At 51.3% G+C, this 23,197-nt stretch carries 25 protein-coding genes and 2 pseudogenes; 14 read left to right on the top strand and 13 right to left on the bottom strand.

The window, feature by feature from the left end:
* The first annotated feature begins 6 nt into the window (after nucleotides 1-6).
* The 5 genes from cyoB to GF617_RS00370 all read left to right on the top strand — a co-directional run bounded on the left by cyoB (nucleotide 7) and on the right by GF617_RS00370 (nucleotide 5,338).
* A complete protein-coding gene (gene cyoB, locus GF617_RS00390; RefSeq protein WP_181622457.1) occupies nucleotides 7-1,998 on the top strand; it encodes a cytochrome o ubiquinol oxidase subunit I in 1,992 nt (663 codons plus the stop codon).
* Nucleotides 1,988-2,602 (top strand): cytochrome o ubiquinol oxidase subunit III, encoded by a 615-nt coding sequence (locus GF617_RS00385; protein ID WP_181622456.1) that lies wholly within the window; start codon nucleotides 1,988-1,990, stop codon nucleotides 2,600-2,602. The genes cyoB and GF617_RS00385 overlap by 11 nt, the downstream gene beginning before the upstream one ends.
* Nucleotides 2,602-2,928: a cytochrome o ubiquinol oxidase subunit IV gene (locus GF617_RS00380; RefSeq protein ID WP_181622455.1), complete on the top strand. Its 327-nt coding sequence runs from the start codon at nucleotides 2,602-2,604 to the stop codon at nucleotides 2,926-2,928. The genes GF617_RS00385 and GF617_RS00380 overlap by 1 nt, the downstream gene beginning before the upstream one ends.
* An 11-nt stretch (nucleotides 2,929-2,939) precedes the next feature.
* Nucleotides 2,940-3,827, top strand: a complete 888-nt coding sequence (cyoE, locus tag GF617_RS00375; RefSeq protein WP_181622454.1) for a heme o synthase — start codon at nucleotides 2,940-2,942, stop codon at nucleotides 3,825-3,827.
* 149 nt (nucleotides 3,828-3,976) lie between these two features.
* Nucleotides 3,977-5,338, top strand: a complete 1,362-nt coding sequence (locus tag GF617_RS00370) for an MFS transporter (protein ID WP_181622453.1) — start codon at nucleotides 3,977-3,979, stop codon at nucleotides 5,336-5,338.
* A gap of 31 nt (nucleotides 5,339-5,369) precedes the next feature.
* On the opposite strand, the gene GF617_RS00365 is transcribed toward GF617_RS00370, so the two are convergent.
* Nucleotides 5,370-5,861, bottom strand: coding sequence for a YajQ family cyclic di-GMP-binding protein (locus GF617_RS00365; RefSeq protein WP_181622452.1), 492 nt, complete (start codon nucleotides 5,859-5,861; stop codon nucleotides 5,370-5,372).
* Nucleotides 5,862-5,989: 128 nt separating this feature from the next.
* On the opposite strand from GF617_RS00365, the gene panE reads away from it, so the two are divergent.
* Nucleotides 5,990-6,901, top strand: coding sequence for a 2-dehydropantoate 2-reductase (gene panE / locus GF617_RS00360; RefSeq protein ID WP_181622451.1), 912 nt, complete (start codon nucleotides 5,990-5,992; stop codon nucleotides 6,899-6,901).
* On the top strand, nucleotides 6,864-7,454 hold the full coding sequence (gene yajL, locus GF617_RS00355; protein WP_203450829.1) for a protein deglycase YajL: 591 nt from the start codon (nucleotides 6,864-6,866) through the stop codon (nucleotides 7,452-7,454). Before panE ends, yajL begins: the two co-directional genes overlap by 38 nt.
* A gap of 49 nt (nucleotides 7,455-7,503) precedes the next feature.
* Here the strand turns inward: yajL and thiI are convergent, their stop codons facing one another.
* Nucleotides 7,504-8,952, bottom strand: coding sequence for a tRNA uracil 4-sulfurtransferase ThiI (thiI, locus tag GF617_RS00350; RefSeq protein WP_181622449.1), 1,449 nt, complete (start codon nucleotides 8,950-8,952; stop codon nucleotides 7,504-7,506).
* 319 nt (nucleotides 8,953-9,271) lie between these two features.
* Between thiI and xseB the strand changes: the two genes are divergently transcribed.
* Genes xseB through dxs form a run of 3 tightly spaced genes read left to right on the top strand, consistent with a single transcriptional unit; the run spans nucleotide 9,272 to nucleotide 12,301 of the window.
* Nucleotides 9,272-9,514 (top strand): exodeoxyribonuclease VII small subunit, encoded by a 243-nt coding sequence (gene xseB, locus GF617_RS00345; protein WP_181622448.1) that lies wholly within the window; start codon nucleotides 9,272-9,274, stop codon nucleotides 9,512-9,514.
* The gene (ispA, locus tag GF617_RS00340; protein ID WP_181622447.1) at nucleotides 9,515-10,414 is read left to right on the top strand and encodes a (2E,6E)-farnesyl diphosphate synthase; all 900 of its coding nucleotides are present in this window, start codon (nucleotides 9,515-9,517) and stop codon (nucleotides 10,412-10,414) included.
* 24 nt (nucleotides 10,415-10,438) lie between these two features.
* Nucleotides 10,439-12,301, top strand: a complete 1,863-nt coding sequence (gene dxs / locus GF617_RS00335; RefSeq protein WP_203450828.1) for a 1-deoxy-D-xylulose-5-phosphate synthase — start codon at nucleotides 10,439-10,441, stop codon at nucleotides 12,299-12,301.
* 90 nt (nucleotides 12,302-12,391) lie between these two features.
* On the opposite strand, the gene GF617_RS00330 is transcribed toward dxs, so the two are convergent.
* The 3 genes and pseudogenes from GF617_RS00330 to GF617_RS26995 all read right to left on the bottom strand — a co-directional run.
* A complete protein-coding gene (locus GF617_RS00330; RefSeq protein ID WP_203450827.1) occupies nucleotides 12,392-12,853 on the bottom strand; it encodes a DUF943 family protein in 462 nt (153 codons plus the stop codon).
* A 7-nt stretch (nucleotides 12,854-12,860) separates the two neighbouring features.
* Complete coding sequence (locus tag GF617_RS00325; RefSeq protein WP_203450826.1) at nucleotides 12,861-13,700, bottom strand: DUF3289 family protein; 840 nt, start codon at nucleotides 13,698-13,700, stop codon at nucleotides 12,861-12,863.
* A gap of 366 nt (nucleotides 13,701-14,066) precedes the next feature.
* A pseudogene (locus GF617_RS26995) lies at nucleotides 14,067-14,243 on the bottom strand (thiamine-phosphate kinase); the annotation flags it as partial.
* A 6-nt stretch (nucleotides 14,244-14,249) separates the two neighbouring features.
* Between GF617_RS26995 and GF617_RS27480 the strand changes: the two are divergent.
* Both GF617_RS27480 and GF617_RS00320 read left to right on the top strand, forming a co-directional pair.
* Nucleotides 14,250-14,342, top strand: a pseudogene (locus GF617_RS27480) (hypothetical protein); the annotation flags it as partial.
* A 62-nt stretch (nucleotides 14,343-14,404) separates the two neighbouring features.
* Entirely contained in the window at nucleotides 14,405-15,379 is a 975-nt protein-coding gene (locus GF617_RS00320; protein WP_203450825.1) for an aldo/keto reductase, read from the top strand.
* Nucleotides 15,380-15,477: 98 nt separating this feature from the next.
* Here GF617_RS00320 and thiL read toward each other — a convergent pair whose 3' ends face one another.
* From thiL to nrdR, 5 genes are all read right to left on the bottom strand, one after another.
* The gene (thiL, locus tag GF617_RS00315; RefSeq protein ID WP_203450824.1) at nucleotides 15,478-16,449 is read right to left on the bottom strand and encodes a thiamine-phosphate kinase; all 972 of its coding nucleotides are present in this window, start codon (nucleotides 16,447-16,449) and stop codon (nucleotides 15,478-15,480) included.
* A 78-nt stretch (nucleotides 16,450-16,527) separates the two neighbouring features.
* On the bottom strand, nucleotides 16,528-16,947 hold the full coding sequence (nusB, locus tag GF617_RS00310) for a transcription antitermination factor NusB (protein ID WP_006809908.1): 420 nt from the start codon (nucleotides 16,945-16,947) through the stop codon (nucleotides 16,528-16,530).
* Nucleotides 16,948-16,967: 20 nt separating this feature from the next.
* Nucleotides 16,968-17,438, bottom strand: coding sequence for a 6,7-dimethyl-8-ribityllumazine synthase (ribE, locus tag GF617_RS00305; protein ID WP_006176874.1), 471 nt, complete (start codon nucleotides 17,436-17,438; stop codon nucleotides 16,968-16,970).
* 87 nt (nucleotides 17,439-17,525) lie between these two features.
* Complete coding sequence (ribD, locus tag GF617_RS00300) at nucleotides 17,526-18,629, bottom strand: bifunctional diaminohydroxyphosphoribosylaminopyrimidine deaminase/5-amino-6-(5-phosphoribosylamino)uracil reductase RibD (RefSeq protein ID WP_203450823.1); 1,104 nt, start codon at nucleotides 18,627-18,629, stop codon at nucleotides 17,526-17,528.
* Between the two features lie 4 nt (nucleotides 18,630-18,633).
* Nucleotides 18,634-19,083: a transcriptional regulator NrdR gene (gene nrdR / locus GF617_RS00295; protein WP_064325018.1), complete on the bottom strand. Its 450-nt coding sequence runs from the start codon at nucleotides 19,081-19,083 to the stop codon at nucleotides 18,634-18,636.
* A gap of 153 nt (nucleotides 19,084-19,236) precedes the next feature.
* On the opposite strand from nrdR, the gene GF617_RS00290 reads away from it, so the two are divergent.
* Together GF617_RS00290 and GF617_RS00285 are read left to right on the top strand one after the other, a co-directional pair.
* Nucleotides 19,237-19,776 (top strand): DUF3251 domain-containing protein, encoded by a 540-nt coding sequence (locus GF617_RS00290; RefSeq protein ID WP_181622442.1) that lies wholly within the window; start codon nucleotides 19,237-19,239, stop codon nucleotides 19,774-19,776.
* Nucleotides 19,777-20,044: 268 nt separating this feature from the next.
* Nucleotides 20,045-20,929 carry a nucleoside-specific channel-forming protein Tsx gene (locus GF617_RS00285; RefSeq protein WP_181622441.1) on the top strand — a complete coding sequence of 295 codons (885 nt, stop codon included), beginning with the start codon at nucleotides 20,045-20,047 and terminating at the stop codon, nucleotides 20,927-20,929.
* 91 nt (nucleotides 20,930-21,020) lie between these two features.
* Here GF617_RS00285 and GF617_RS00280 read toward each other — a convergent pair whose 3' ends face one another.
* From GF617_RS00280 to secF, 3 genes are all read right to left on the bottom strand, one after another.
* Nucleotides 21,021-21,701: a YafY family protein gene (locus GF617_RS00280; protein WP_181622440.1), complete on the bottom strand. Its 681-nt coding sequence runs from the start codon at nucleotides 21,699-21,701 to the stop codon at nucleotides 21,021-21,023.
* A 14-nt stretch (nucleotides 21,702-21,715) separates the two neighbouring features.
* Entirely contained in the window at nucleotides 21,716-22,081 is a 366-nt protein-coding gene (locus GF617_RS00275; protein ID WP_181622439.1) for a VOC family protein, read from the bottom strand.
* A gap of 143 nt (nucleotides 22,082-22,224) precedes the next feature.
* Nucleotides 22,225-23,196: a protein translocase subunit SecF gene (gene secF, locus GF617_RS00270; protein WP_181622438.1), complete on the bottom strand. Its 972-nt coding sequence runs from the start codon at nucleotides 23,194-23,196 to the stop codon at nucleotides 22,225-22,227.
* Between the last annotated feature and the right edge of the window lies 1 nt (nucleotide 23,197).

The raw sequence follows: 23,197 nt of genomic DNA, 5'->3' as shown, positions 1-23,197 counted from the left end.
AAGAAAATGTTCGGAAAATTGACACTGGATGCAGTGCCCTACCACGAACCCATTATCGTGGTTACGGTGGCTGCCATTATCATCGGTGGTGCGGCCTTACTGGCCTTAATCACTTACTTTGGTAAGTGGAGCTACCTGTGGAACGAGTGGCTGACTTCGGTCGACCACAAAAAACTCGGCATCATGTACTGCATCGTCGGTATCGTCATGTTAATTCGTGGCTTTGCGGATGCGATCATGATGCGTAGCCAGCAGGTTCTTGCCTCGGCAGGTGAAGCTGGCTTCCTGCCACCGCACCACTACGATCAGATCTTTACCGCTCACGGCGTTATCATGATCTTCTTCGTGGCGATGCCGCTGGTTATTGGTCTGATGAACGTTGTTGTCCCGCTGCAGATTGGTGCGCGTGATGTTGCGTTCCCGTTCCTGAACAACCTGAGCTTCTGGTTTACGGTTGTCGGCGTCATCCTGGTTAACCTTTCTCTGGGCGTAGGTGAATTCGCACAGACTGGTTGGCTGGCCTATCCGCCGCTTTCGGGAATTGAATACAGTCCTGGCGTTGGTGTCGACTACTGGATTTGGGCGGTTCAGCTCTCCGGTATTGGTACAACCCTGACCGGTATTAACTTCTTCGTGACCATTATCAAGATGCGTGCCCCTGGCATGACGATGTTCAAGATGCCAGTATTTACCTGGGCATCTCTGTGCGCCAACATCCTGATTATTGCCTCCTTCCCAATTCTGACTGTCACCGTCGCGCTGCTGACCCTGGACCGCTACCTGGGCACTCATTTCTTTACCAATGAAATGGGTGGCAACATGATGATGTACATCAACCTGATTTGGGCCTGGGGCCACCCGGAAGTGTATATTCTGGTTCTGCCGGTCTTCGGTGTGTTCTCCGAAATCGCAGCGACCTTCTCGCGTAAGCGTCTGTTTGGTTACACCTCGCTGGTGTGGGCAACCGTGTGTATTACCGTTCTGTCGTTTATCGTTTGGCTGCACCACTTCTTCACCATGGGTGCGGGTGCAAACGTAAACGCCTTCTTCGGTATTACCACCATGATTATCGCCATCCCGACAGGGGTGAAGATCTTCAACTGGTTGTTCACCATGTATCAGGGTCGCATCGTGTTCCACTCAGCAATGCTGTGGACCATCGGCTTCATCGTTACCTTCTCTGTAGGTGGGATGACCGGCGTACTGCTGGCAGTACCAGGTGCTGACTTCGTACTGCACAACAGCCTGTTCCTGATTGCGCACTTCCATAACGTCATTATCGGCGGTGTCGTCTTCGGTTGCTTCGCAGGCGTAACCTACTGGTGGCCAAAAGCGTTCGGCTTCACGCTGAACGAAGCATGGGGCAAACGCGCGTTCTGGTTCTGGATCATCGGCTTCTTCGTCGCATTTATGCCGCTGTACGTGCTGGGCTTCATGGGCATGACTCGTCGCCTGAGCCAACAGATTGATCCGCAGTTCCACCCAATGCTGGTTGTTGCAGCATGTGGTGCAGTGCTGATCGCCTGTGGTATCGCGTGTCAGCTGATTCAGTTCTACGTTTCTATTCGCGACCGCGAACAGAACCGCGACCTGACCGGTGACCCGTGGGGCGGCCGTACGCTGGAGTGGGCAACCTCTTCCCCACCTCCATTCTATAACTTTGCCATTGTGCCACACGTTCACGAGCGTGATGCATTCTGGGAAATGAAAGAGAAAGGTGAAGCGTACAAGCAACCTGAGCATTACGAAGAGATCCACATGCCGAAAAACAGCGGTGCAGGGATTGTTATTGCTGCGTTCGCAACGGTATTTGGTTTCGCAATGATCTGGCACATCTGGTGGCTTGCGATCGCTAGCTTCGCTGGCGTCATCATCAGCTGGATTGTGAAGAGCTTTGACGAGGACGTGGACTACTACGTACCAGTCCGTGAAGTCGAAAAACTGGAAAACCAGCATTTCGATGAGATTTCTAAAGCGGGGCTGAAAAATGGCAACTGATACTTTGGCGCACTCAACTGCCCATGCGCATGACCATGCGCACCACGATACAGGACCGACGAAGGTATTCGGTTTCTGGATCTACCTGATGAGCGACTGCATTTTGTTCTGCTGTCTGTTCGCAACCTATGCCGTTCTGGTGAACGGCACAGCGGGCGGCCCGGCCGGTAAGGACATCTTTGAACTGCCGTTTGTTCTGGTTGAAACCGCTCTGCTGTTGTTCAGCTCCATCACCTACGGCATGGCAGCTATCGCCATGTACAAAAACAACAAAAACCAGGTTGTTTCCTGGCTGGCGTTGACCTGGTTGTTCGGTGCTGGATTTATCGGGATGGAAATCTATGAATTCCATCACCTGATTATGGAAGGCTTCGGCCCGGATCGTAGTGGCTTCCTGTCTGCGTTCTTCGCGCTGGTCGGTACTCACGGTCTGCACGTAACCTCGGGTCTGATCTGGATGGCGGTACTGATGTTCCAGGTATCCCGTCGCGGCCTGACCAACACTAACCGTACACGTATCATGTGCCTGAGCCTGTTCTGGCACTTCCTGGACGTTGTGTGGATCTGTGTGTTCTCTGTAGTGTATCTGATGGGGGCGATGTAATGAGTCATTCAAACGATCATGGCGCTTCCCACGGTAGCGTAAAAACCTACATGACAGGTTTCATCCTGTCGATCATCCTGACGGTAATCCCGTTCTGGATGGTGATGAGCGGTTCTGCTTCTCACGCGGCAATTCTGGGTACGGTCCTGGTCACCGCAGTGGTACAGATTCTGGTGCATCTGGTTTGCTTCCTGCACATGAACACCAAGTCCGATGAAGGCTGGAATATGACGGCCTTTGTCTTTACCGTGATTATCATCGCTATCCTTGTAGTCGGTTCCATCTGGATTATGTGGAACCTCAACTACAACATGATGGTTCACTAAGAGCGGCGAGTATGTTTAAGCAATACCTGCAAGTAACGAAACCAGGCATCATCTTTGGTAACCTGATCTCCGTGATCGGAGGGTTCCTGCTGGCCTCTAAAGGCAGCATCGACTATACCCTTTTCGTTTTCACGCTGATTGGGGTCTCACTGGTCGTGGCGTCCGGTTGTGTATTTAACAACTACATCGACAGGGATATCGATCGCAAGATGGAGAGGACCAAGAATCGGGTGCTGGTTAAAGGCCTGATGTCTCCAGGTGTCTCGCTGGTGTATGCCACCTTGTTGGGTATTGCTGGCTTCATGCTGTTGTGGTTTGGTGCTAACCCTCTGGCCTGCTGGCTGGGGGTGATGGGGTTCGTGGTCTATGTGGGTGTCTACAGCCTGTATATGAAACGGCACTCCGTCTACGGTACGTTGATCGGTTCTCTCTCTGGCGCTGCGCCGCCAGTGATTGGCTACTGTGCTGTCACGAACGAATTCGACAGTGGTGCGCTCATCCTGCTGGCTATCTTTAGCCTGTGGCAGATGCCGCACTCCTACGCCATCGCGATTTTCCGCTTTAAGGATTATCAGGCAGCGAATATTCCGGTTCTGCCGGTTGTGAAAGGCATCTCTGTGGCCAAGAACCACATCACGCTGTACATCATCGCCTTTGCTGTGGCGACACTGATGCTCTCTCTGGGCGGCTACGCTGGATACAAATATCTGGTTGTCGCGGCTGCAGTGAGCGTCTGGTGGCTCGGTATGGCGCTGCGCGGTTACAAAGTGGAAGATGACAAAGTCTGGGCGCGCAAACTGTTTGTGTTCTCGATTGTTGCTATCACCTCTCTGTCCGTCATGATGTCCGTAGACTTTATGGTTCCAGATTCACACAGCCTGCTGACATACGTCTGGTAAGTCACGCCAGGTGAATAAAAGGGTGCTTCGGCGCCCTTTTTTATTCACTGATTTTATTCATAACGCATGTAATATTTGTTAAATAACCCTTTATTTACCCCGCCCCTTCCCCGCACTACACTATGGCCTGCTTTTGAACTGAGGTGGTAATGAACGATTATAAAATGACGCCAGGCGAGCTTCGCGCGACCTGGGGCTTAGGGACTGTCTTCTCGCTACGGATGCTTGGGATGTTTATGGTCCTGCCTGTTCTGACCACGTACGGTATGGCGCTGCAGGGAGCCAGCGAAGCACTGATTGGTCTGGCGATCGGTATCTACGGTCTGGCGCAGGCGGTGTTCCAAATCCCATTCGGCCTACTTTCTGACCGTGTCGGTCGCAAACCGCTGATCGTCGGTGGACTACTGGTCTTTGTGCTGGGCAGTGTGATAGCCGCCCTCTCCCATTCGATCTGGGGTATTATTCTTGGCCGCGCCCTGCAAGGCTCCGGCGCGATTGCCGCTGCGGTCATGGCGCTGTTATCGGATTTAACCCGCGAACAAAATCGTACTAAAGCAATGGCATTCATTGGCGTGAGCTTCGGCGTGACCTTTGCCATTGCGATGGTTCTCGGCCCGATTATTACGCATACGCTTGGTCTACACGCCCTGTTCTGGATGATTGCGGTGCTCGCAACCATCGGTATTGCCTTGACACTGTGGGTCGTACCGGACAGTAAAAACCACGTACTTAACCGCGAATCCGGCATGGTGAAAGGCTGCTTTAGCAAAGTCCTTGTGGAGCCCCGCCTGCTGAAGCTGAACTTTGGCATCATGTGTCTGCACATTCTGCTGATGTCGACGTTTGTCGCCCTGCCAGGCCAACTGGCTGCTGCTGGCTTTCCTGCCGCCGAACACTGGAAAATTTATCTGGTGACGATGCTGATTTCCTTCGTCTCTGTTGTGCCGTTCATCATCTACGCCGAAGTGAAACGCCGAATGAAACGCGTCTTCATCGGATGCGTGGCTGTACTGCTCATCGCTGAGATCGTTCTGTGGGGATCTGGTCCACACTTTTGGGAACTGGTGGCCGGTGTACAGTTGTTCTTCCTGGCATTTAACCTGATGGAAGCTCTATTGCCGTCGCTGATCAGCAAAGAGTCACCGGCAGGTTACAAAGGCACAGCAATGGGGATTTATTCCACCAGCCAGTTCATTGGTGTGGCGATCGGTGGCGCACTGGGCGGCTGGGTTGATGGATTATTCGATTCGCAAACCGTATTCCTGGCAGGAGCACTACTGGCCACGGTCTGGCTGCTGGTTTCCAGCACCATGAAAGAGCCTCGCTATGTCAGTAGTCTGCGTGTCGAAATCCCGGATGATGTAGAAATTAACGACGGACTGAAGCAACGTCTGGAAGAGAAAGAAGGCGTGAACGAAGTACTTATCGTCCAGGATGAACGTAGCGCTTATGTCAAAATAGACAGCAAAGTGACAAACCGCTTTGAAGTAGAACAGGCGCTAAAAGCGTAAAAAAAGCCCGGTTTAACCGGGCTTTTTTATTTTAATCGCGGAAGTTTTTAAACTGGAACGGTTGTCCCAGATCGCCGCCACGCACCAGCGCCATCACACCTTGCAGATCATCGCGGGATTTACCCGTTACGCGAATCTCTTCACCCTGAATCTGGGCCTGCACCTTCAGCTTACTGTCTTTGATAAGCTTCACGATTTTCTTCTGCATCGCGCTTTCAATGCCTTGCTTCAGCTTAGCTTCAACAAACCAGGTTTTACCGCTGTGCACGAACTCTTCTGGTACATCAAGGGATGTCCCTTCAATGCCGCGTTTTAACAGCTTTGCACGCAGAATATCCAGCAACTGATTTACCTGAAAATCAGACTCGCTCAGTACTTTGATCGTTTTATTTGCATCGTTCAGCTCAAAAGTCGCCTCTACACCACGAAAATCGAAACGTGATTCAACTTCGCGGCTTGCGTTATCAACGCCGTTGCGGACTTCCTGGATATCAACTTCAGAAACAATATCGAAAGATGGCATCTTTTCTTCTCCCTTCACTTTTATTGCGTTGCATAATACCCGCAACGAGGCATAACTCAACAGAAGCTTAGCGGACGGCGCTATACTTAGGCCGTAACACCTGGCGCAGTTGCAGGTGAGGAGGAACAATGAAAATTACTGTGCTCGGATGCGGCGCGCTTGGTCAGCTCTGGCTTACCGCACTGTGCAAACATGGACACGAGGTACAAGGCTGGCTACGCGTTCCACAGCCGTATTGCAGTGTAAACCTGATTGATGAAGATGGCAGTATCTTCAATGAATCGCTCACCGCCAACGATCCCGATTTTCTGGCACAAAGCGATCTGCTGCTGGTCACGCTGAAAGCGTGGCAAGTCTCTGATGCGGTAAAAGCACTGGCCGCTCACCTTCCCCACACAGCACCCATTTTGCTGCTGCACAACGGTATGGGGACGATTGATGAGCTAAAGAGCATACCTCAGCCGCTGTTGATGGCGACCACAACCCACGCCGCACGACGTGATGGCAATATCATCGTCCATGTCGCCAGCGGTGTGACGCATATAGGCCCTGCCCGTGAGCAGGATGGTGATTACAGTTACCTGGCGGACATTCTGCAAAACGTGCTGCCGGACGTCGCCTGGCACAACAATATACGCCCTCAGCTATGGCGCAAGCTGGCAGTCAACTGCGTGATTAACCCCTTAACAGCACTGTGGAACTGCCCGAACGGTGAGCTGAAGAATCACCCGCAGGAAGTGGCTGTGCTGTGTGCTGAAGTCGCCAGTGTCATTGAACGCGAAGGCTTGCACACATCGGCAGACGATATACGTTATTATGTCGAGCAGGTTATTGATAGTACGGCAGAAAATATCTCTTCGATGCTACAGGACGTCCGCGCATTGCGGCATACCGAGATCGACTATATCACCGGCTATCTGTTAAAACGCGCCCGCGCCCACGGTATAAGCGTGCCGGAAAACGCCCGTTTGTATGACATGGTTAAACGTAAGGAGAGTGAGTATGAGCGCGTCGGCACTGGTATGCCTCGCCCCTGGTAGCGAAGAAATGGAAGCTGTCACCACCATTGATCTAATGGTACGTGGTGGCATTAAAGTGACAACCGCCAGCGTCGCCAGCGACGGTAATCTGACAATCACCTGCTCGCGTGGGGTTAAGATCCTCGCTGATGCTCCTCTGGTAGAGGTAGCCGATAGCGACTATGACATTATTGTGCTCCCTGGAGGCCTGAAAGGGGCGGAATGTTTCCGCGATAGCCCGCTTCTGGTTGAGACTGTCAGACAATTTCATCTCTCCGGGCGTATCGTCGCGGCAATCTGTGCAGCGGCAGGAACCGTACTGGTTCCTCACAATCTCTTCCCTGTTGGTAATATGACAGGCTTCCCCACATTGAAGGATCGTATTCCTGAAGATCAGTGGGTTGATAAGCGTATCGTCTGGGATCCACGTGTGAACCTGCTCACCAGTCAGGGACCAGGCACTTCGATCGATTTTGCGCTGAAGATAATCGATTTGCTGGTTGGGCGTGAAAAAGCCCATGAAGTCGCATCATCGCTAGTGATGGCGGCGGGAATTTATAACTACTACGAATAAAAGCAAAACGGCAACTCAGGGTTGCCGTTTTTACGATTATCGCTCTCTGCTATGGGCGATATACCTTCACATTCGTAAAGCCCTGCTCACGCAGATAGAGCGCCTGCAGGCGACTCATCACTCCACGCTCACACCACAGCAAATAGGTTTTGCTCTTATCGAGATCGCCAAATGCAGTGCTCAGTTTGTAGAAAGGCAGAGACACCACATCAACGCCTTCGACTTTCAGCGGCTTCGCATCCTGCTCGTCAATGGAACGAATATCCAGGATGACATCGTTCGCACCAAAACCGTTCACCGTTTCGACTTCAACCACTTCCTGATCGGTCTGCTGAGCGATTTCGCGGATATCAACGTTGGTCGCTTCAGCCACCACTTTATCAAGGATCGCAAAATCGAAATGTTCTTCTTCTGCTTCGATCTTCGCCTTCACCGCCTTCACTGTTGGGCTTTTCGAGATCACACCGCAATATTCCGGCATGGTGCGGGCAAAATCTTCCGTCCCGATTTCACGCGCAAGATCGATGATGTGCTCTTTGTCGTGAGAGATCAGTGGACGCAGGATCAGCGTATCAGAAACATTGTCGATAAGACGCAGGTTAGTCAGTGTTTGGCTGGATACCTGGCCCAGCGCTTCGCCAGTCACCAGTGCCTGAACACCATAACGCTCTGCAACTTTCGATGCTGCACGCACCATCATGCGTTTCAGCACCACCCCCATCTGGCCGTCATCCACTTTTTCGAGGATTTCGCCCACCACAGGTTCAAAGTTAACAGCAACAAAGCGCACGCGATGCGAACTGCCAAAACGGTTCCACAGATAATGCGCCACCTGGCGAACACCGATTTCGTGTGCCGCACCACCCAGGTTAAAGAAGCAGTAATGCACGCGGCAACCGCGACGCATCAGCATATAGCTGGACACACCGGAGTCAAAGCCACCCGAAATCAGCGACAGCACGTCTTCCTGCGTTCCGATTGGGAAGCCGCCAATACCTTCATACCGGCCTTTAACCAGCAGCAGGCGATCGTTTTCGATTTCCAGATTGACGGTCACGTCCGGATTGGTCAATTTCACACGCGCTGACTCAACGTGCTGGTTTAAACCACCACCAACATAACGCTCAACCTCAATCGAGCTGAACTCATGTTTACCGCGACGTTTAGCACGCACGCAGAAACTTTTCCCTTCGATCTGGTCACGATACTGCTCCAGCGCTTTCTCGAAGATATTGTGCAGCGAAGTGAAAGGGACATCTTCCACTTCCAGGATATGGTGAATACCTGGAATACGGGTCAGCGCATCGCGGATATCCAGACGTTTATTTTCGTCTTTGGCGCGCACTTCAACGTGATCCCAGTGACGAACAACGGCAAGCGTTTCGTCGTAATGCTTAAGAACGTTACGAATGTTCCCGGTCAGAATTTTAATAAAGCGCAAACGCACAGATTGGCTTTTGATGGTGATTTCTGGGAACAATTTAATGATAAACTTCATGGCGGCAATGTTTCGTTAGCAAGCCAGCTAAGGCTTGTGATGGAAAAAGATATATACACAACAATCATTCACGTTGCATCAAGGCGGCAGGTCTGAGCCTCCCCAGGAGCTTACTCAAATAAGTCACTGGGATAAGCAGACGTAGCCAACGCAAAGGCAACTTGAAAGATGACGTGTACAGCAGCCCACACCCGTGGCTGCATCCAGGCGCGCAAGTATACCACCATCGCGCGGATCCTGTGCACATTGCGCGTTATTTGCTTATCCGCCCGAGTCCGTTACCATGACAGGGCTGAAAATATGAGAGTCAAAATTCACTATGCCGAAGAAAAATGACGCACCGGCCAGTTTCGAAACTGCACTGAGTGAACTGGAGCAAATCGTAACCCGGCTTGAGAGCGGTGACTTACCGCTGGAAGAAGCCCTCAATGAATTTGAACGTGGCGTGCAGCTTGCGCGTCAGGGTCAGGTCAAACTCCAACAAGCGGAACAGCGCGTGCAGATCCTGCTCTCTGAGAGTGAAGCTGCCGCGACCACACCTTTCACACCGGACGCCGAGTAAATGGATTTTTCCACACAGCTTCAGGCGTGCGTTGAGCGTGCTAACGACGCGTTACGTCGTTTTATCGAACCACAACCTTTTCAGAACACTCCACTGGTTGAAGCCATGCAGTATGGCGCACTCTTAGGCGGTAAACGCCTGCGCCCATTCCTGGTCTATGCGACTGGCAACATGTTTGGCATCAGCAATAGTACGCTGGATGCCCCAGCGGCGGCCGTTGAATGTATCCATGCATATTCACTGATCCATGATGACTTACCGGCGATGGATGACGACGATCTCCGTCGCGGGCAACCCACCTGCCACATTAAGTTTGGCGAAGCCAATGCCATTCTGGCGGGTGATGCCCTGCAAACGCTGGCCTTTTCGATTTTAAGCGATGCACCAATGGCTGAAGTCGATTGTCACGATCGCCTGGCGATGGTTTCCGAACTGGCAATGGCCAGTGGTATTGCTGGCATGTGCGGCGGACAGGCGCTGGATCTGGATGCCGAAGGACGTCAGGTTAATCTGGAACAGCTTGAGCGTATCCACCGTCATAAAACGGGCGCTTTAATCCGTGCAGCCGTTCGTCTGGGCGCACTGAGCGCAGGTGAACGCGGGCGCAAAACCCTGCCGATTCTGGACAGATACGCAGAAAGTATCGGTCTGGCATTCCAGGTTCAGGATGACATTCTGGATGTGGTGGGCGATACTGCAACATTGGGTAAACGCCAGGGTGCAGATCAGCAACTTGGCAAAAGCACCTATCCCGCCCTGCTGGGTCTTGAGCAAGCCCAGCGTAAAGCCCGGGACCTGATTGACGATGCCCGCCAGTCTCTGAACCAACTGGCCGCACAATCACTGGATACCTCGGCACTGGAAGCGCTAGCGGACTATATAATCCAGCGTGATAAATAAACACACTATCTCGATGAGCCTTTGATGAGTTTTGATATTGCCAAATACCCGACACTGGCGTTAGTTGACTCCACCCAGGAGTTACGCCTGTTGCCGAAAGAGAGCCTGCCGAAGCTGTGCGATGAACTGCGTCGATACCTTCTCGACAGCGTAAGCCGCTCCAGTGGGCACTTTGCCTCCGGGCTTGGCACGGTGGAGCTGACCGTGGCGCTGCATTACGTCTATAACACGCCGTTCGACAGGCTAATCTGGGACGTGGGCCACCAGGCATATCCGCACAAAATTCTGACTGGACGTCGCGATAAAATCGGAACGATTCGCCAGAAAGGCGGCTTGCACCCATTCCCATGGCGCGGAGAGAGTGAATTTGATGTCCTGAGCGTCGGTCACTCTTCAACCTCTATTTCTGCCGGAATCGGTATCGCTGTTGCAGCAGAGAAAGAAAACAAACAGCGTCGCACCGTGTGCGTCATTGGCGACGGTGCAATCACTGCTGGAATGGCCTTCGAGGCGATGAACCATGCGGGGGATATCAAGCCCGATATGCTGGTTATCCTTAACGATAACGAGATGTCGATCTCTGAAAACGTCGGAGCGCTGAATAACCATCTGGCTCAACTGCTCTCTGGCAAGCTCTATTCCAGCCTGCGGGAAGGCGGAAAAAAAGTCTTCTCCGGCGTACCGCCAATTAAAGAGCTGCTTAAACGTACCGAAGAACATATCAAAGGTATGGTTGTACCAGGCACACTCTTTGAGGAACTGGGTTTCAACTATATTGGCCCGGTAGATGGCCATGACGTACTGGGGCTTATCACCACGCTGAAAAACATGCGTGACCTGAAAGGCCCGCAGTTCTTGCATATCATGACCAAGAAAGGGCGTGGCTACGAGCCAGCAGAAAAAGACCCCATTACTTTCCACGCCGTACCCAAATTTGACCCGACCAGCGGTTGTCTACCGAAAAGTAGCGGTGGTATGCCGAGCTATTCAAAAATCTTCGGTGACTGGCTGTGCGAAACCGCAGCCAAAGATAACAAGCTGATGGCGATCACTCCGGCCATGCGTGAAGGTTCTGGCATGGTGGAGTTTTCCAGAAAATATCCCGATCAGTATTTTGACGTCGCGATCGCCGAGCAGCACGCGGTGACATTCGCAGCGGGTCTGGCAATCGGCGGTTATAAGCCTGTCGTCGCAATTTACTCCACGTTCCTGCAACGCGCCTATGATCAGGTGATCCACGACGTCGCCATCCAGAAACTGCCGGTGCTGTTTGCTATCGACCGTGCAGGGATTGTAGGAGCCGACGGTCAAACACATCAGGGCGCATTTGATCTCTCTTTCCTGCGCTGCATCCCGGACATGGTGATCATGACGCCGAGCGACGAAAACGAGTGTCGCCAGATGCTGTTTACCGGCTACCACTATCAGGATGGCCCAAGTGCAGTACGCTATCCGCGCGGCAATGCGGTGGGCGTTGAACTTCAGCCTCTGGAAAAAATGGCGATTGGGAAAGGGCTGGTCAAACGTCGCGGAGAAAAAGTGGCTATCCTCAATTTCGGCACATTGATGCCGGAAGCCGCTAAAGTCGCCGAAGCGCTAAATGCGACACTGGTGGATATGCGCTTTGTGAAGCCCCTCGATGAATCCCTGATTCTGAGCATGGCAGAAGGTCATGATGTGCTGGTAACGCTTGAAGAAAACGCCATCATGGGGGGTGCTGGTAGCGGCGTTAACGAGGTACTGATGGCACACCGCAAAGCCGTTCCCGTGCTAAACCTTGGCCTGCCGGATCACTTCATCCCGCAAGGCACACAGGATGAAGCCCGCGCAGGCATTGGCCTGGATGCAGTAGGTATCGAAGCTAAAATTCGCACCTGGCTGGCATAACACCTTCCCCACAGCTCCTGTTAGACTTATTTTGTTAGCGGGAGCTGAGCGGAATTAATCAAGCCGTTAAACACATCGCCAAAGTAGCATTCAGTACCGCTCTTTCGTCATCGAGCCATCTTTTTTATTCATAACATACATATTATCACCAACATAAAACCTGATCTTATTACTTTCAGGAAACCTGAAAGTAACCTCAAGAAGGTTATTTTTCTCAATACAGTTCTTCTCTGATGTCATATCAGGAAAACAAAAATAATCCTCTCGCGGCGAGTCCCGCAGATACCCATCTCCCACATCCCAGACCATCAAAACAAATCTCTGCCCGGAGGGGATGTTGTATTTTTTCTTAAGCATATCCCGCTGAGATAACCACCAGTTAATTCGCCCCCGATCCGTTAACGGGAAATGGTCAACGATAATATCATCATAGCCAAGACTATTAGTACTGCGATGGACATCAATGATTTTTACAGGATAAATATCCTCCCAAAGACTGAAAACAATCACAATCAACGCAATCGCCATATAAAGAAACCAGGATTTTTTCATATCATTATTACCCCGTCAGTTTTATAGAAGCATTGAAGTTCGTCACAAATGGTTTAAATGAAAAGCAGTTGTATCGCTGAAGAATAAACCATATCCGAAAAAATCTGAAGCTTTGGTATAGTTTTTTCGTAATATCTTCTCGCCCCAGACCGAAATGATCCTGAGCCTCAACTAATATATCCGCCTCCCATCCCATCTGGTATCGTCTAAAATTAAGCATAACAATTCTCTGGAAATATATATCATGGACAGTTATCCCCATTCCGTTAAATCTGTCTTCAAAATCATTAAATTTAGGCAATGTCGTCTTCAATATTCTTGTTCGTACATCCCAAATAAAATCCTGACTACCAACGTGTTTACGCCTGTCACTGACATATTCATTAATTACCTTTTTGATAGCAGCGAGCGTAGTATTTCCATATTGCTTTGCTCTGAGAAGAGCAGAAAATGATCTATTGAGTAACGCACTATAACCATAAGGTCTGCCATCTTCATGCTGAAAATGGTTAATCATCTCTCCAATTAAGTTTTTATATTTCCCTAACGCAAACGTCCCTGACAACTCCCGCATTTCATCAAAAAGAATACTTGCACATTCATCAGGAGTAACGCTTTGATCGTCTTTAAAAGAAGACCCGGTAATAAATGGATAGTTAAGATATTTAATAGTGTTATCTTTGAAGGTCATGCTATAGGGATCGACTATAGTCGAAACATCGTTTAACCCTAATGATTGTAATTCTAAATCAGACAAATCACTATGCCGCATATCATCTGTACTTGTATCATTAATTCTATTTTTTGTCTGAAATAGTAACTCGCAAGGGAAATCAATACTATACATATTCGTCCCTCATAGTATACGAACCAACAATCCTGTAAATTATGCCCTCACTCCAGGGACATCATATGCCAGACGACAGGATAAAAATAGAGTAAACAAATCAAGCAGAGAAATTATACCAATGACATTCACACAATGAATACCCCCTCTAATAAATCCAATAATCTAATTAAACTTTGCGATCCGTTTTAAAAAAATATAACTTCATTACCTTACAACCCTAACCTGAATCCGATAACACGAAAGTGGAAGTTAATGAACAAACATACCCGAATAATCGTTATTTCAGTAATCCGCGAGAATTCTGAGATGAAATCTGCATCTTGAGGGTTACGTTGGGATGTTTTAAACAGGACAAGCTCTGATTTAAGCAAAGTGATAAAATCCTTTCCAGTCAAGTGTAACCGGAGCACCTTTCCGGACAAACTTCAGCCCTTCCCTCACCGGCACAATCTGATCAATACAGCTAAACTTCGCGCCTGGATGCGCTAACGCCACATCCAAAGCTCCACGATTGGGCTCAGGAACGGTTAAGCACAACTCGCAGATTTCATCCCGCAAGGCACACAGGATGAAGCCCGCGCAGGCATTGGCCTGGATGCAGCAGGTATCGAAGCTAAAATTCGCACCTGGCTGGCCTAAACCTCCCCTCTTCCGCTCCTGCTATGCTTAAACGTAATGTTTAAAACAGCAGGAGTGGAACCATGCAATACAATACATTAGGAAAAACAGACCTTAAGGTTTCCCGGCTTTGCCTGGGCTGCATGACATTTGGCGAGCCTGACCGGGGCAACCACGCCTGGACACTGCCGGAAGAGAGCAGCCGCCTCATCATCAAACATGCCATCGACGGTGGCATTAACTTCTTTGATACCGCCAATAGTTACTCCGATGGCAGCAGCGAGGAGATCGTGGGCCGCGCTCTGCGCGATTTTGCCCGTCGTGAAAATGTTGTCGTTGCCACCAAAGTTTACCACCAGGTGGGTGACTTGCCTGAAGGCCTTTCTCGTGCACAGATCCTGCGTTCCATTGACGACAGCCTCAGGCGTCTGAACATGGATTATGTCGATCTGCTACAAATCCATCGCTGGGACTACAACACGCCTATAGAAGAAACGCTGGAAGCGCTAAACGATGTCGTTAAAGCGGGTAAAGCGCGTTACATCGGTGCGTCATCTATGCATGCATCCCAGTTTGCTTCCGCACTAAATCTGCAAGCCCGGAACGGTTGGGCACAATTTGTCACTATGCAGGATCACTACAACCTTATCTACCGTGAAGAGGAACGCGAGATGCTGCCGCTCTGCTATGAGAAAAATGTGGCGGTGATCCCATGGAGCCCACTGGCACGGGGCCGATTAACGCGCCCCTGGGGAGAAACCACTGCCCGTTCGGTATCTGATGAATTTGGCAAGACACTGTACAACGCGACAGAGACCAGCGACGCACTGATTGCCGAACGCTTAGCAAATATTGCTGACGATACAGGGGCAACGCGTGCGCAGGTTGCACTGGCGTGGCTACTCAGCAAACGCGGGATCGCAGCCCCAATTATCGGTACATCCCGCGAGGAACAACTGGATGAGCTGCTGAATGCGGTGGATTTAACGCTGACCCCGGAGCAGATTGCCGAACTTGAAACGCCGTACGAACAGCATCCGGTTGTGGGATTTAAATAAAATATGGGACTGATGCCCTCTCCCCTAAAAAGAGAGGGGGCTGTCCGTACACGGTTTTTTTGGGATCCCTCAGCCCCTGGGAGAGGGAACTGAATGTATCACGCGAAGTGATCGTACCCTTTCCAGTCGAGCGTCACCGATGCGCCATCCTGTACAAACTGCATTCCTTCGCTTTCCGGCAGGATCTGACCAATACAGGTAAATGGTGCACCGAGATTTCCCAGCGCCACATCCAGCGTACCGCGGTGTAATTCCGGAACGGTAAAGCACAGTTCGTAATCTTCACCGCCAGAAAGTGCCCAGCGCAGCGCCTGCTCAGGCGCAACGTGCTTACGCATCTGTTCTGAAAGCGGGAAGGTATCAAGATCAACGCGAGCGCCTACACCACTGGCTTTCAGGATATGACCGAGATCGGAGATCAAACCATCAGAGAGGTCGATAGCTGAACTCGCACGTTCGCGCAGTGCCTGACCGTGCAAAATACGCGGGATCGGGCGCAAGTGACGCTTAATCAGATAGGCCGCATCATCCGCATCACTGACGGTTAAACGATCCTGCAAAATCGCCAGACCAGCCGCGCTGTCACCGGGCGTACCGGTCACATAAATCCAGTCACCGGGTTTCGCGCTTGAGCGTTTCAGGGCGCGCCCGACCGGCACATAACCGTGGATCGCGAGTGTCATAGACAGTGGACCGGCAGTCGTATCACCACCAATCAGTTGCATATCGTAGTAATTTAGCTGCTCGAACAGCGCATCGCTGAAGGTTTCGAGCCAGGTTTCGTCAACACTCGGCAACGTTAACGCCAGCGTTAACCACGCAGGATCGGCGCCCATCGCTGCCAGATCGCTCACATTCACCGCCAGTGCTTTATATGCCAGATCGGCAGGATCAATATCCGGCAGGAAATGACGCCCGCATACTAAGGTATCGGTACTGATCGCCAGCGTCTGTTTTTCAGGAATATTGAGAAGTGCGCAGTCATCGCCAATGCCGGTTTCAACATCCAGACGAGAGGTTCTGACACGGTCAAAATAACGGGCAATCAGGGAGAATTCGCCGCATGCCATACGTTATGCCTCAGCAAATATAAAGAAAAAACCGGAGCTGCACCGCACGTTATGCAATGCAACACTCCGGTTTGCGGATCACTTTTTGTGGGGACGGATCGCAGGTGCGGCTTTATCCAGCACGCCGTTAACAAATTTGTGGCTGTCTTCAGCACCGAAGGTTTTTGCCAGTTCGATAGCTTCGTTGATCGCCACTTTGTATGGCACATCATCACGTTTAGACAGTTCAAACAGCGCAATGCGCAACACTGCTTTTTCTACCTGACCCAGCTCTTCGAGCAGGCGAGACAGATAAGGTTTCATCAGACCATCGAGATACGCGCTATTAGTCGCCACTCCCGACAGCAGTTCACGGAAGTACAGAACATCAACGTCTTTAACGTCTTGTTCAGACAGGAACTGGTATTCAACATCAGCGATGTCGTTCTGGGACAACTGCCAGGAGTAAAGTGCCTGGACGGCACATTCACGGGCGCGGCGACGAGCAGCAGGTTTCACGGAATTCCCCTTACAAAAAATCAGGCCTTGATGGCTTTCAATACATTGATCATTTCAAGTGCAGTCAGTGCAGCTTCTGCACCTTTGTTACCGGCTTTAGTGCCAGCACGTTCGATAGCTTGTTCAATACTTTCAGTGGTCAGCACGCCAAACGCGACAGGAATTTCAGCATCCTGTGCAACATGCGCCAGACCATTGCTTGCACCGCCCGCAACGTATTCGAAGTGCGCAGTGCCGCCACGAATAACAGTACCCAGTGCAATCACCGCGTCGTATTTGCCGGTTTTCGCCAGCGCACCGGCTGCCAGAGGCAGTTCGTATGCACCGGGAACCCATACAACGGTAATGTTGTCATCTTTTACCTGGCCGATACGTTTCAGAGCGTCAATCGCACCTTCCAGCAGGCTGTCGTTGATGAAGTTGTTGAAACGCGCAATGGTGATGGCGACGCGAGCGTCCGGGGTAGCTACAGCAGCTTCAATAATGTTCATACTCTTCCTTTACGGGTTCATTTGGCCCCGCAGGGGGGCGGATTTTATCATAATACTTTGCGCACTGCTTCCCTATTTCAGGAGCAATTACGCTGTCGTTAAATGGAGGCAGACATCCGGGCCAACCGGGCGTATCTCGCTAAATTTGAGTTGTGGGGCATCAGCCAGTTTTTCAAGCCCTGGCAGTACAAACAGGCCACGCGCATCGCTACCTAACAGTGTAGGCGCAACGTAGACAATCAGTTCATCCACCAGCCCGGCCTGGAGCAGCGCTCCCGCCAGCGTAGGACCGGCTTCCACCCAGATGCTGTTCACCTGTTGTTTGCCAAGCAGCATCATCAGCACGACCAAATCGAGATGACCATTGTGTTCAGGAACCATGATGTTGCGCACACCTTCCGGCCACGAACGGTCGTCCTCCGTTGTACGGGCAAACCAGGTTTCGCCGGGTTGTTGCACAATACGGTGCTCAGGTGTCACACGGTTCTGGCTATCAATCACAATACGCAGTGGCTGACGCAGGTTTTCCTGCGGATAGAGCGCCTGGGTATCGGCATTCAGCTCATCCCAACGCACGGTCATCGCCGGATCATCCGCCAGAACTGTTTCACTGCTGGTGAGAATAGCATGGCTTTGCGCGCGCAGACGTTGCACATCGCGCCTTGACTGCGGAGACGTAATCCATTGGCTTTCACCGCTCGCCATGGCCGTGCGCCCATCCAGAGATGCACCGAATTTCAACTGGATATAAGGGAAACCTGTTCTCATACGCTTCAGGAAACCTTTATTGATGGCTTCCGCATCGTTCATCATCAGGCCGTGGCTAACGTCAATTCCCTGTTGTTGAAGACGATACAGTCCGCGCCCTGCAACTTGCGGATTAGGATCCTGCATTGCCGCGACGACTCGTGAAACGCCCGCTGCAATCAATGCGTCGCAACAGGGTGGCGTGCGGCCGTGGTGACTGCAAGGTTCAAGCGTAACGTAAGCCGTTGCGCCACGCGCCTTTTCACCAGCCATGCGCAAGGCATGCACTTCAGCATGAGGTTCACCTGCGCGGTAGTGAAAACCCTCCCCCACAATTTCACCGTCTTTGACAATCACGCAGCCAACATTCGGATTAGGGTGTGTGGTAAAACGCCCGCGCTGCGCCAGTTTGAGCGCTCGCGCCATGTAAATCTCATCCTGCATGAGCTTAATCCTGTAAGCGGGCGATCTCTTCGCCAAACTCTTTGATATCTTCGAAACTGCGGTACACAGAAGCGAAGCGGATATAGGCAACTTTATCGAGCTTTTTCAGCTGTTCCATCACCAGATTGCCAATCATTTTACTGGGCACTTCGCGTTCGCCGGTTCCCCGCAGGTGCGATTTAATGTGATTCAGCGCCATTTCAACGTCATCTGCGCTGACTGGCCGTTTTTCCAGTGCTTTTAGCATCCCGCGGCGCAGTTTTTCTTCGTTGAAGGGCTCACGTACATCGTTACTTTTGACGACACGTGGCATCACCAGTTCTGCCACCTCAAAGGTGGTGAAACGTTCGTTGCACACCAGACACTGCCGACGGCGACGTACGGATGACCCCTCACCCACAAGACGAGAGTCGATTACTTTGGTATCCACAGCGGAGCAGAATGGGCAATGCATACGGTGTCCTGACTATCTGGTTAACTTCCCGCTATTTTACCCTGAACTGGGCTGACAACAAAGGAAGAGGTTTTTTGAGACAAAGGATCTATGCCAGACGGTAAGATGCCGTCTACCATTACAACAATCCGTAGTTTCAAGGAAATAAACGCAATGACAAGACGTTACCTAAGAATTCTCCTGGTGGGAAGTCTCTTCACCCTGAGTGCCTGTGCTCAGCAAACCGAAGTTCGTCAGATGAAACAAAGCGTCAATACGCTCAATGCCGCAATGGACAAGCTGAACAAGGAAACGGTCAAGATCACCCAGCAAAATGCACTGAATGCAAAATCAAGCAGTGGTGTGTACCTGCTGCCTGGCTCAAACACACCTGCTCGTCTGAACAGTCAGATCGGAACATTGCGTATGTCGCTCATCAACGTTGCAGCCAACGCCGATGGTACACGGGTAACATTGCGCATTCAGGGTGAATCCAACGATCCATTACCCGCCTTCAGCGGTACGGTCGAATGGGGCCAGATTCAGGGCACGACGGACAGCTACCAGGAAGTGAATGTTAAAAGCCAGTTGATCAATGCACCAGCAAGCGTGTTAGCGCCGAGCGATGTCGATATTCCGTTGCAGTTGACGGGCATTACACCCGAACAGTTAGGTTTTGTCCGCATCCACGATATTCAGCCCGTCACACAGTAACCCACCTAAAAAGCGGAGTGCGATGTTACTCCGCTGACATTTACATCCCGCAAAGATTGGCAACATAAATGATTGCCGTTACAATCCCTGCCGTTTAAAGTACGCAAACGTGAACGCAATCGATTACGTGTGTGAGAGATATGTGAAACAACACATATTTTTGTGAGCAAGGATTCCTATAATAGGCTCCGCAGAAATACGAAATATTTTGAAACGCAAATCGCGCATTTTTCACTCCCGGAAGGGAAATTCAATCAGTGGCATGATTATGAAAAAAACATTACTTGCAGCCGGAGCAGTACTCGCACTTTCCTCCTCTTTCACTGTTAACGCAGCGGAAAAGGATCAACCTCAGTATCTGTCAGACTGGTGGCATCAGAGCGTCAACGTGGTAGGTAGCTACCACACCCGTTTTGGACCACTGCTGCGCAACGATACCTATCTGGAATATGAAGCCTTCGCCAAGAAAGACTGGTTTGATTTCTACGGCTATATGGATGCCCCAGTGTTCTTTGGTGGTAATACCGATGCAAAAGGTATTTGGAACCACGGTTCTCCGCTGTTTATGGAAATCGAACCGCGCTTCTCTATCGACAAACTGACCGGTGCTGACCTGAGCTTCGGTCCGTTTAAAGAGTGGTATATCGCAAACAACTACATCTACGACATGGGCCGCAACGCATCTGGTCGTCAGAGCACCTGGTACATGGGTCTGGGTACTGACATCGACACCGGTCTGCCAATGAGCCTGTCCATGAACGTGTATGCAAAATACCAATGGCAGAACTACGGCGCAGCGAACGAAAATGAGTGGGATGGCTACCGTTTCAAAGTGAAATACTTCGTGCCAATCACCCAACTGTGGGGCGGTAACCTGAGCTACATCGGTTTCACCAACTTTGACTGGGGTTCCGATCTGGGTAACGAAGACTTCCGTGACCTGAACGGCAAGAAAGCGCGTACGAATAACTCAATTGCGTCCAGCCACATTCTGGCACTGAACTACGATCACTGGCACTATTCTGTCGTTGCACGTTACTGGCACAACGGTGGCCAGTGGAACGATGATGCAAGCCTGAACTTCGGCAACGGCGATTTCAGCGTGAAATCTACCGGCTGGGGTGGTTACCTGGTTGTCGGTTACAACTTCTAATTTGCACCTGGGTTTCGCGGCTTAACGCCTCACCCGTCCTCTCCCCCCGGGAGAGGACGCAAATAAAAAAGCCAGCGTAATGCTGGCTTTTTTATTGCTTAACTTTTCGCAGAAAATCAGCCAGAGACCGCTCTGTACTCTCGCTAAATCGCCTGTCCGTCACCGCGATATTCAAACACCGGTCGAGTCGGAAGCAACGGTAATCGTCACGACGTTCACACCAGGCAACCAGCAACCAGTGCTCTCCCCAGAAAAACATGCCCAGGGGCTGAACATCACGCCACGACAGCTGACCACTCTCGTCCCGATAATGCAGCGCCAAAACTTGCTGGGAAGCAATGGCCTGATGGATCACATCAAAGTTGCTTTTTGAATGCAATTGAGTCCCCATATCCGGAGCAAACAGCCGTGTCTGCTCCGCCTTACGGCGACTCTCCTCCGGCAGGATCGCCAGCACTTTTTCCTGAGCCGATTCAAGCTCGCGTGACAGAGATTCCCCGCCCCAGGTTTTGAGCAGGCGGATCGCCACAATCAACGCCTCTGACTCCCGGTTTGTCAGCATCAGAGGAGGTAAATCAAAACCCGACATCAGCCGATAACCACTCCCGGCTTCCCCTTCAACAGGCACACCCGAGAGCGATAAATCCCGGATATCACGGTAGACAGTACGTTCGGACACATTCAGTCTGTCCGCCAGATGCGCTGCCGTTGTCAGTCTCCTGCCTCTCAGGATCTGCACAATCTGAAACAATCGGTCAGCGCGTCGGGTCATACATTCTCCGGGTATCAGGCAGGTTGATGAAGGCCAAGACGATTATCTTCGCTATCGGTAAACAGCGCGATAGTGCCAATCCCCTGCGGCAGTTCCAGCGGGCCAAAGACACACTTGCCACCCGCGGATACGACACGATCGAGCGTAGCCGCCAGGTTGTCCGTATGCAGGTAAATAATAGCGCCCTGATGCGACGGTGTAATACCATCAAATTTTGCCAGCGCACCACCCGTGGCCGGGTCTTCATGCGGGAAAACCGCCAGCTCGGCACAATCCATTTTCTCGCGACGTAGCGATACCTGCATCACTGGTTCGTAAAATTTAATGGCGCGATCCATATCTGTGACCGGAATTTCAAACCAGTTAATGACGTTTTTCATACATCCTCCTGACAGTTGTTTGGGTTCAGAAGGAGTGTATGACAGGGCTCCTGACAGCATACTGTCAGGAGTGTTTGCCAGATACAGACAAAAAAAATCCCGGTCTGTTGACCGGGATTTCAGTTCACTGAGCAGATATCTGCTTATGGCAGAATAGACGGCTGATCCGCCCCTTCTTTTTCGACTTTCTGCTGGAGCAAGTGTTCGCGCTTCATGCCGAGTTTCAGTGCCAGTGCCGACGCGACGTAAATAGACGACGCCGTACCGATAGACACACCAATCAACATGGTCAGCGAGAAGCCTTCCAGAACCGGGCCGCCGAAGAGATACAGCATCAGGATAACCATTAAGGTCGTACCGGACGTGATCAATGTACGGTGCAGCGTTTGGGTTAACGATACGTTAAAGATTTCGTACGGCGTACCGCGACGGATCTTACGGAAGTTTTCACGAATACGGTCCGATACCACGATACTGTCGTTCAGTGAGTAACCGATAACCGACATCAGCGATGCCACAATGGTCAGGTCAATCTCAATATGGAACAGTGACAGTACGCCCATGGTGATCACCACGTCGTGCGCCAGTGCAATGACAACACCTGCCGCCAGTCGCCACTCAAAGCGGAAACCGACGTAAACCAGGATGGAGATCAGCGCAGCCATCAGCGCCATCGCCCCCGTCTGCGCAAGATCTGCACCGACGCTTGGCCCCACAAACTCAATTCGCTTAACCAGTGCATGTTGGCTGGTCGTTTCGTTAATCACGTTAACGACCTTGCTCCCCAACTCCTGGCTGCCATTGGCATCGTGGACGGGAGGCATACGCACCATGATGTCACGGCTGCTGCCGAAGTTCTGCAACAGCGGCTCTTCAAAGCCCGCTTTCTGCAGCGACAGACGCATCTGGTCCATATCGACCGGTTTTTCCAGCGTAATCTCAATCACCGTACCGCCGGTGAAATCGAGACCCCAGTTAAAACCTTTCACACCCATAATGACGATGGACAAAATCAGCAGAAAACCTGAAATGCCGAAGGCCCAGTAGTCCCAGCGCATAAAGTCCCAGACTTTACGGCCGTGGTTTAATTGTTCAACAGTATATTCCTGTGCCACA

It is taken from the genome of Lelliottia sp. RWM.1 (assembly GCF_016859735.1).
In the GTDB taxonomy this organism is placed as follows: Bacteria; Pseudomonadota; Gammaproteobacteria; order Enterobacterales; family Enterobacteriaceae; genus Enterobacter.
The sequence above is the reverse complement of the archived record's forward strand: the minus strand, read 5'-3'. Positions and strand labels throughout refer to the sequence as shown.

Coding starts and splice junctions, on each gene's coding strand:
- cyoB (WP_181622457.1), top strand. CDS start 7: ATGTTCGGAAAATTGACACTGGATGCAGTGCCCTACCACGAACCCATT.
- GF617_RS00385 (WP_181622456.1), top strand. CDS start 1,988: ATGGCAACTGATACTTTGGCGCACTCAACTGCCCATGCGCATGACCAT.
- GF617_RS00380 (WP_181622455.1), top strand. CDS start 2,602: ATGAGTCATTCAAACGATCATGGCGCTTCCCACGGTAGCGTAAAAACC.
- cyoE (WP_181622454.1), top strand. CDS start 2,940: ATGTTTAAGCAATACCTGCAAGTAACGAAACCAGGCATCATCTTTGGT.
- GF617_RS00370 (WP_181622453.1), top strand. CDS start 3,977: ATGAACGATTATAAAATGACGCCAGGCGAGCTTCGCGCGACCTGGGGC.
- GF617_RS00365 (WP_181622452.1), bottom strand. CDS start 5,861: ATGCCATCTTTCGATATTGTTTCTGAAGTTGATATCCAGGAAGTCCGC.
- panE (WP_181622451.1), top strand. CDS start 5,990: ATGAAAATTACTGTGCTCGGATGCGGCGCGCTTGGTCAGCTCTGGCTT.
- yajL (WP_203450829.1), top strand. CDS start 6,864: ATGAGCGCGTCGGCACTGGTATGCCTCGCCCCTGGTAGCGAAGAAATG.
- thiI (WP_181622449.1), bottom strand. CDS start 8,952: ATGAAGTTTATCATTAAATTGTTCCCAGAAATCACCATCAAAAGCCAA.
- xseB (WP_181622448.1), top strand. CDS start 9,272: ATGCCGAAGAAAAATGACGCACCGGCCAGTTTCGAAACTGCACTGAGT.
- ispA (WP_181622447.1), top strand. CDS start 9,515: ATGGATTTTTCCACACAGCTTCAGGCGTGCGTTGAGCGTGCTAACGAC.
- dxs (WP_203450828.1), top strand. CDS start 10,439: ATGAGTTTTGATATTGCCAAATACCCGACACTGGCGTTAGTTGACTCC.
- GF617_RS00330 (WP_203450827.1), bottom strand. CDS start 12,853: ATGAAAAAATCCTGGTTTCTTTATATGGCGATTGCGTTGATTGTGATT.
- GF617_RS00325 (WP_203450826.1), bottom strand. CDS start 13,700: ATGTATAGTATTGATTTCCCTTGCGAGTTACTATTTCAGACAAAAAAT.
- GF617_RS00320 (WP_203450825.1), top strand. CDS start 14,405: ATGCAATACAATACATTAGGAAAAACAGACCTTAAGGTTTCCCGGCTT.
- thiL (WP_203450824.1), bottom strand. CDS start 16,449: ATGGCATGCGGCGAATTCTCCCTGATTGCCCGTTATTTTGACCGTGTC.
- ribE (WP_006176874.1), bottom strand. CDS start 17,438: ATGAACATTATTGAAGCTGCTGTAGCTACCCCGGACGCTCGCGTCGCC.
- ribD (WP_203450823.1), bottom strand. CDS start 18,629: ATGCAGGATGAGATTTACATGGCGCGAGCGCTCAAACTGGCGCAGCGC.
- nrdR (WP_064325018.1), bottom strand. CDS start 19,083: ATGCATTGCCCATTCTGCTCCGCTGTGGATACCAAAGTAATCGACTCT.
- GF617_RS00290 (WP_181622442.1), top strand. CDS start 19,237: ATGACAAGACGTTACCTAAGAATTCTCCTGGTGGGAAGTCTCTTCACC.
- GF617_RS00285 (WP_181622441.1), top strand. CDS start 20,045: ATGAAAAAAACATTACTTGCAGCCGGAGCAGTACTCGCACTTTCCTCC.
- GF617_RS00280 (WP_181622440.1), bottom strand. CDS start 21,701: ATGACCCGACGCGCTGACCGATTGTTTCAGATTGTGCAGATCCTGAGA.
- GF617_RS00275 (WP_181622439.1), bottom strand. CDS start 22,081: ATGAAAAACGTCATTAACTGGTTTGAAATTCCGGTCACAGATATGGAT.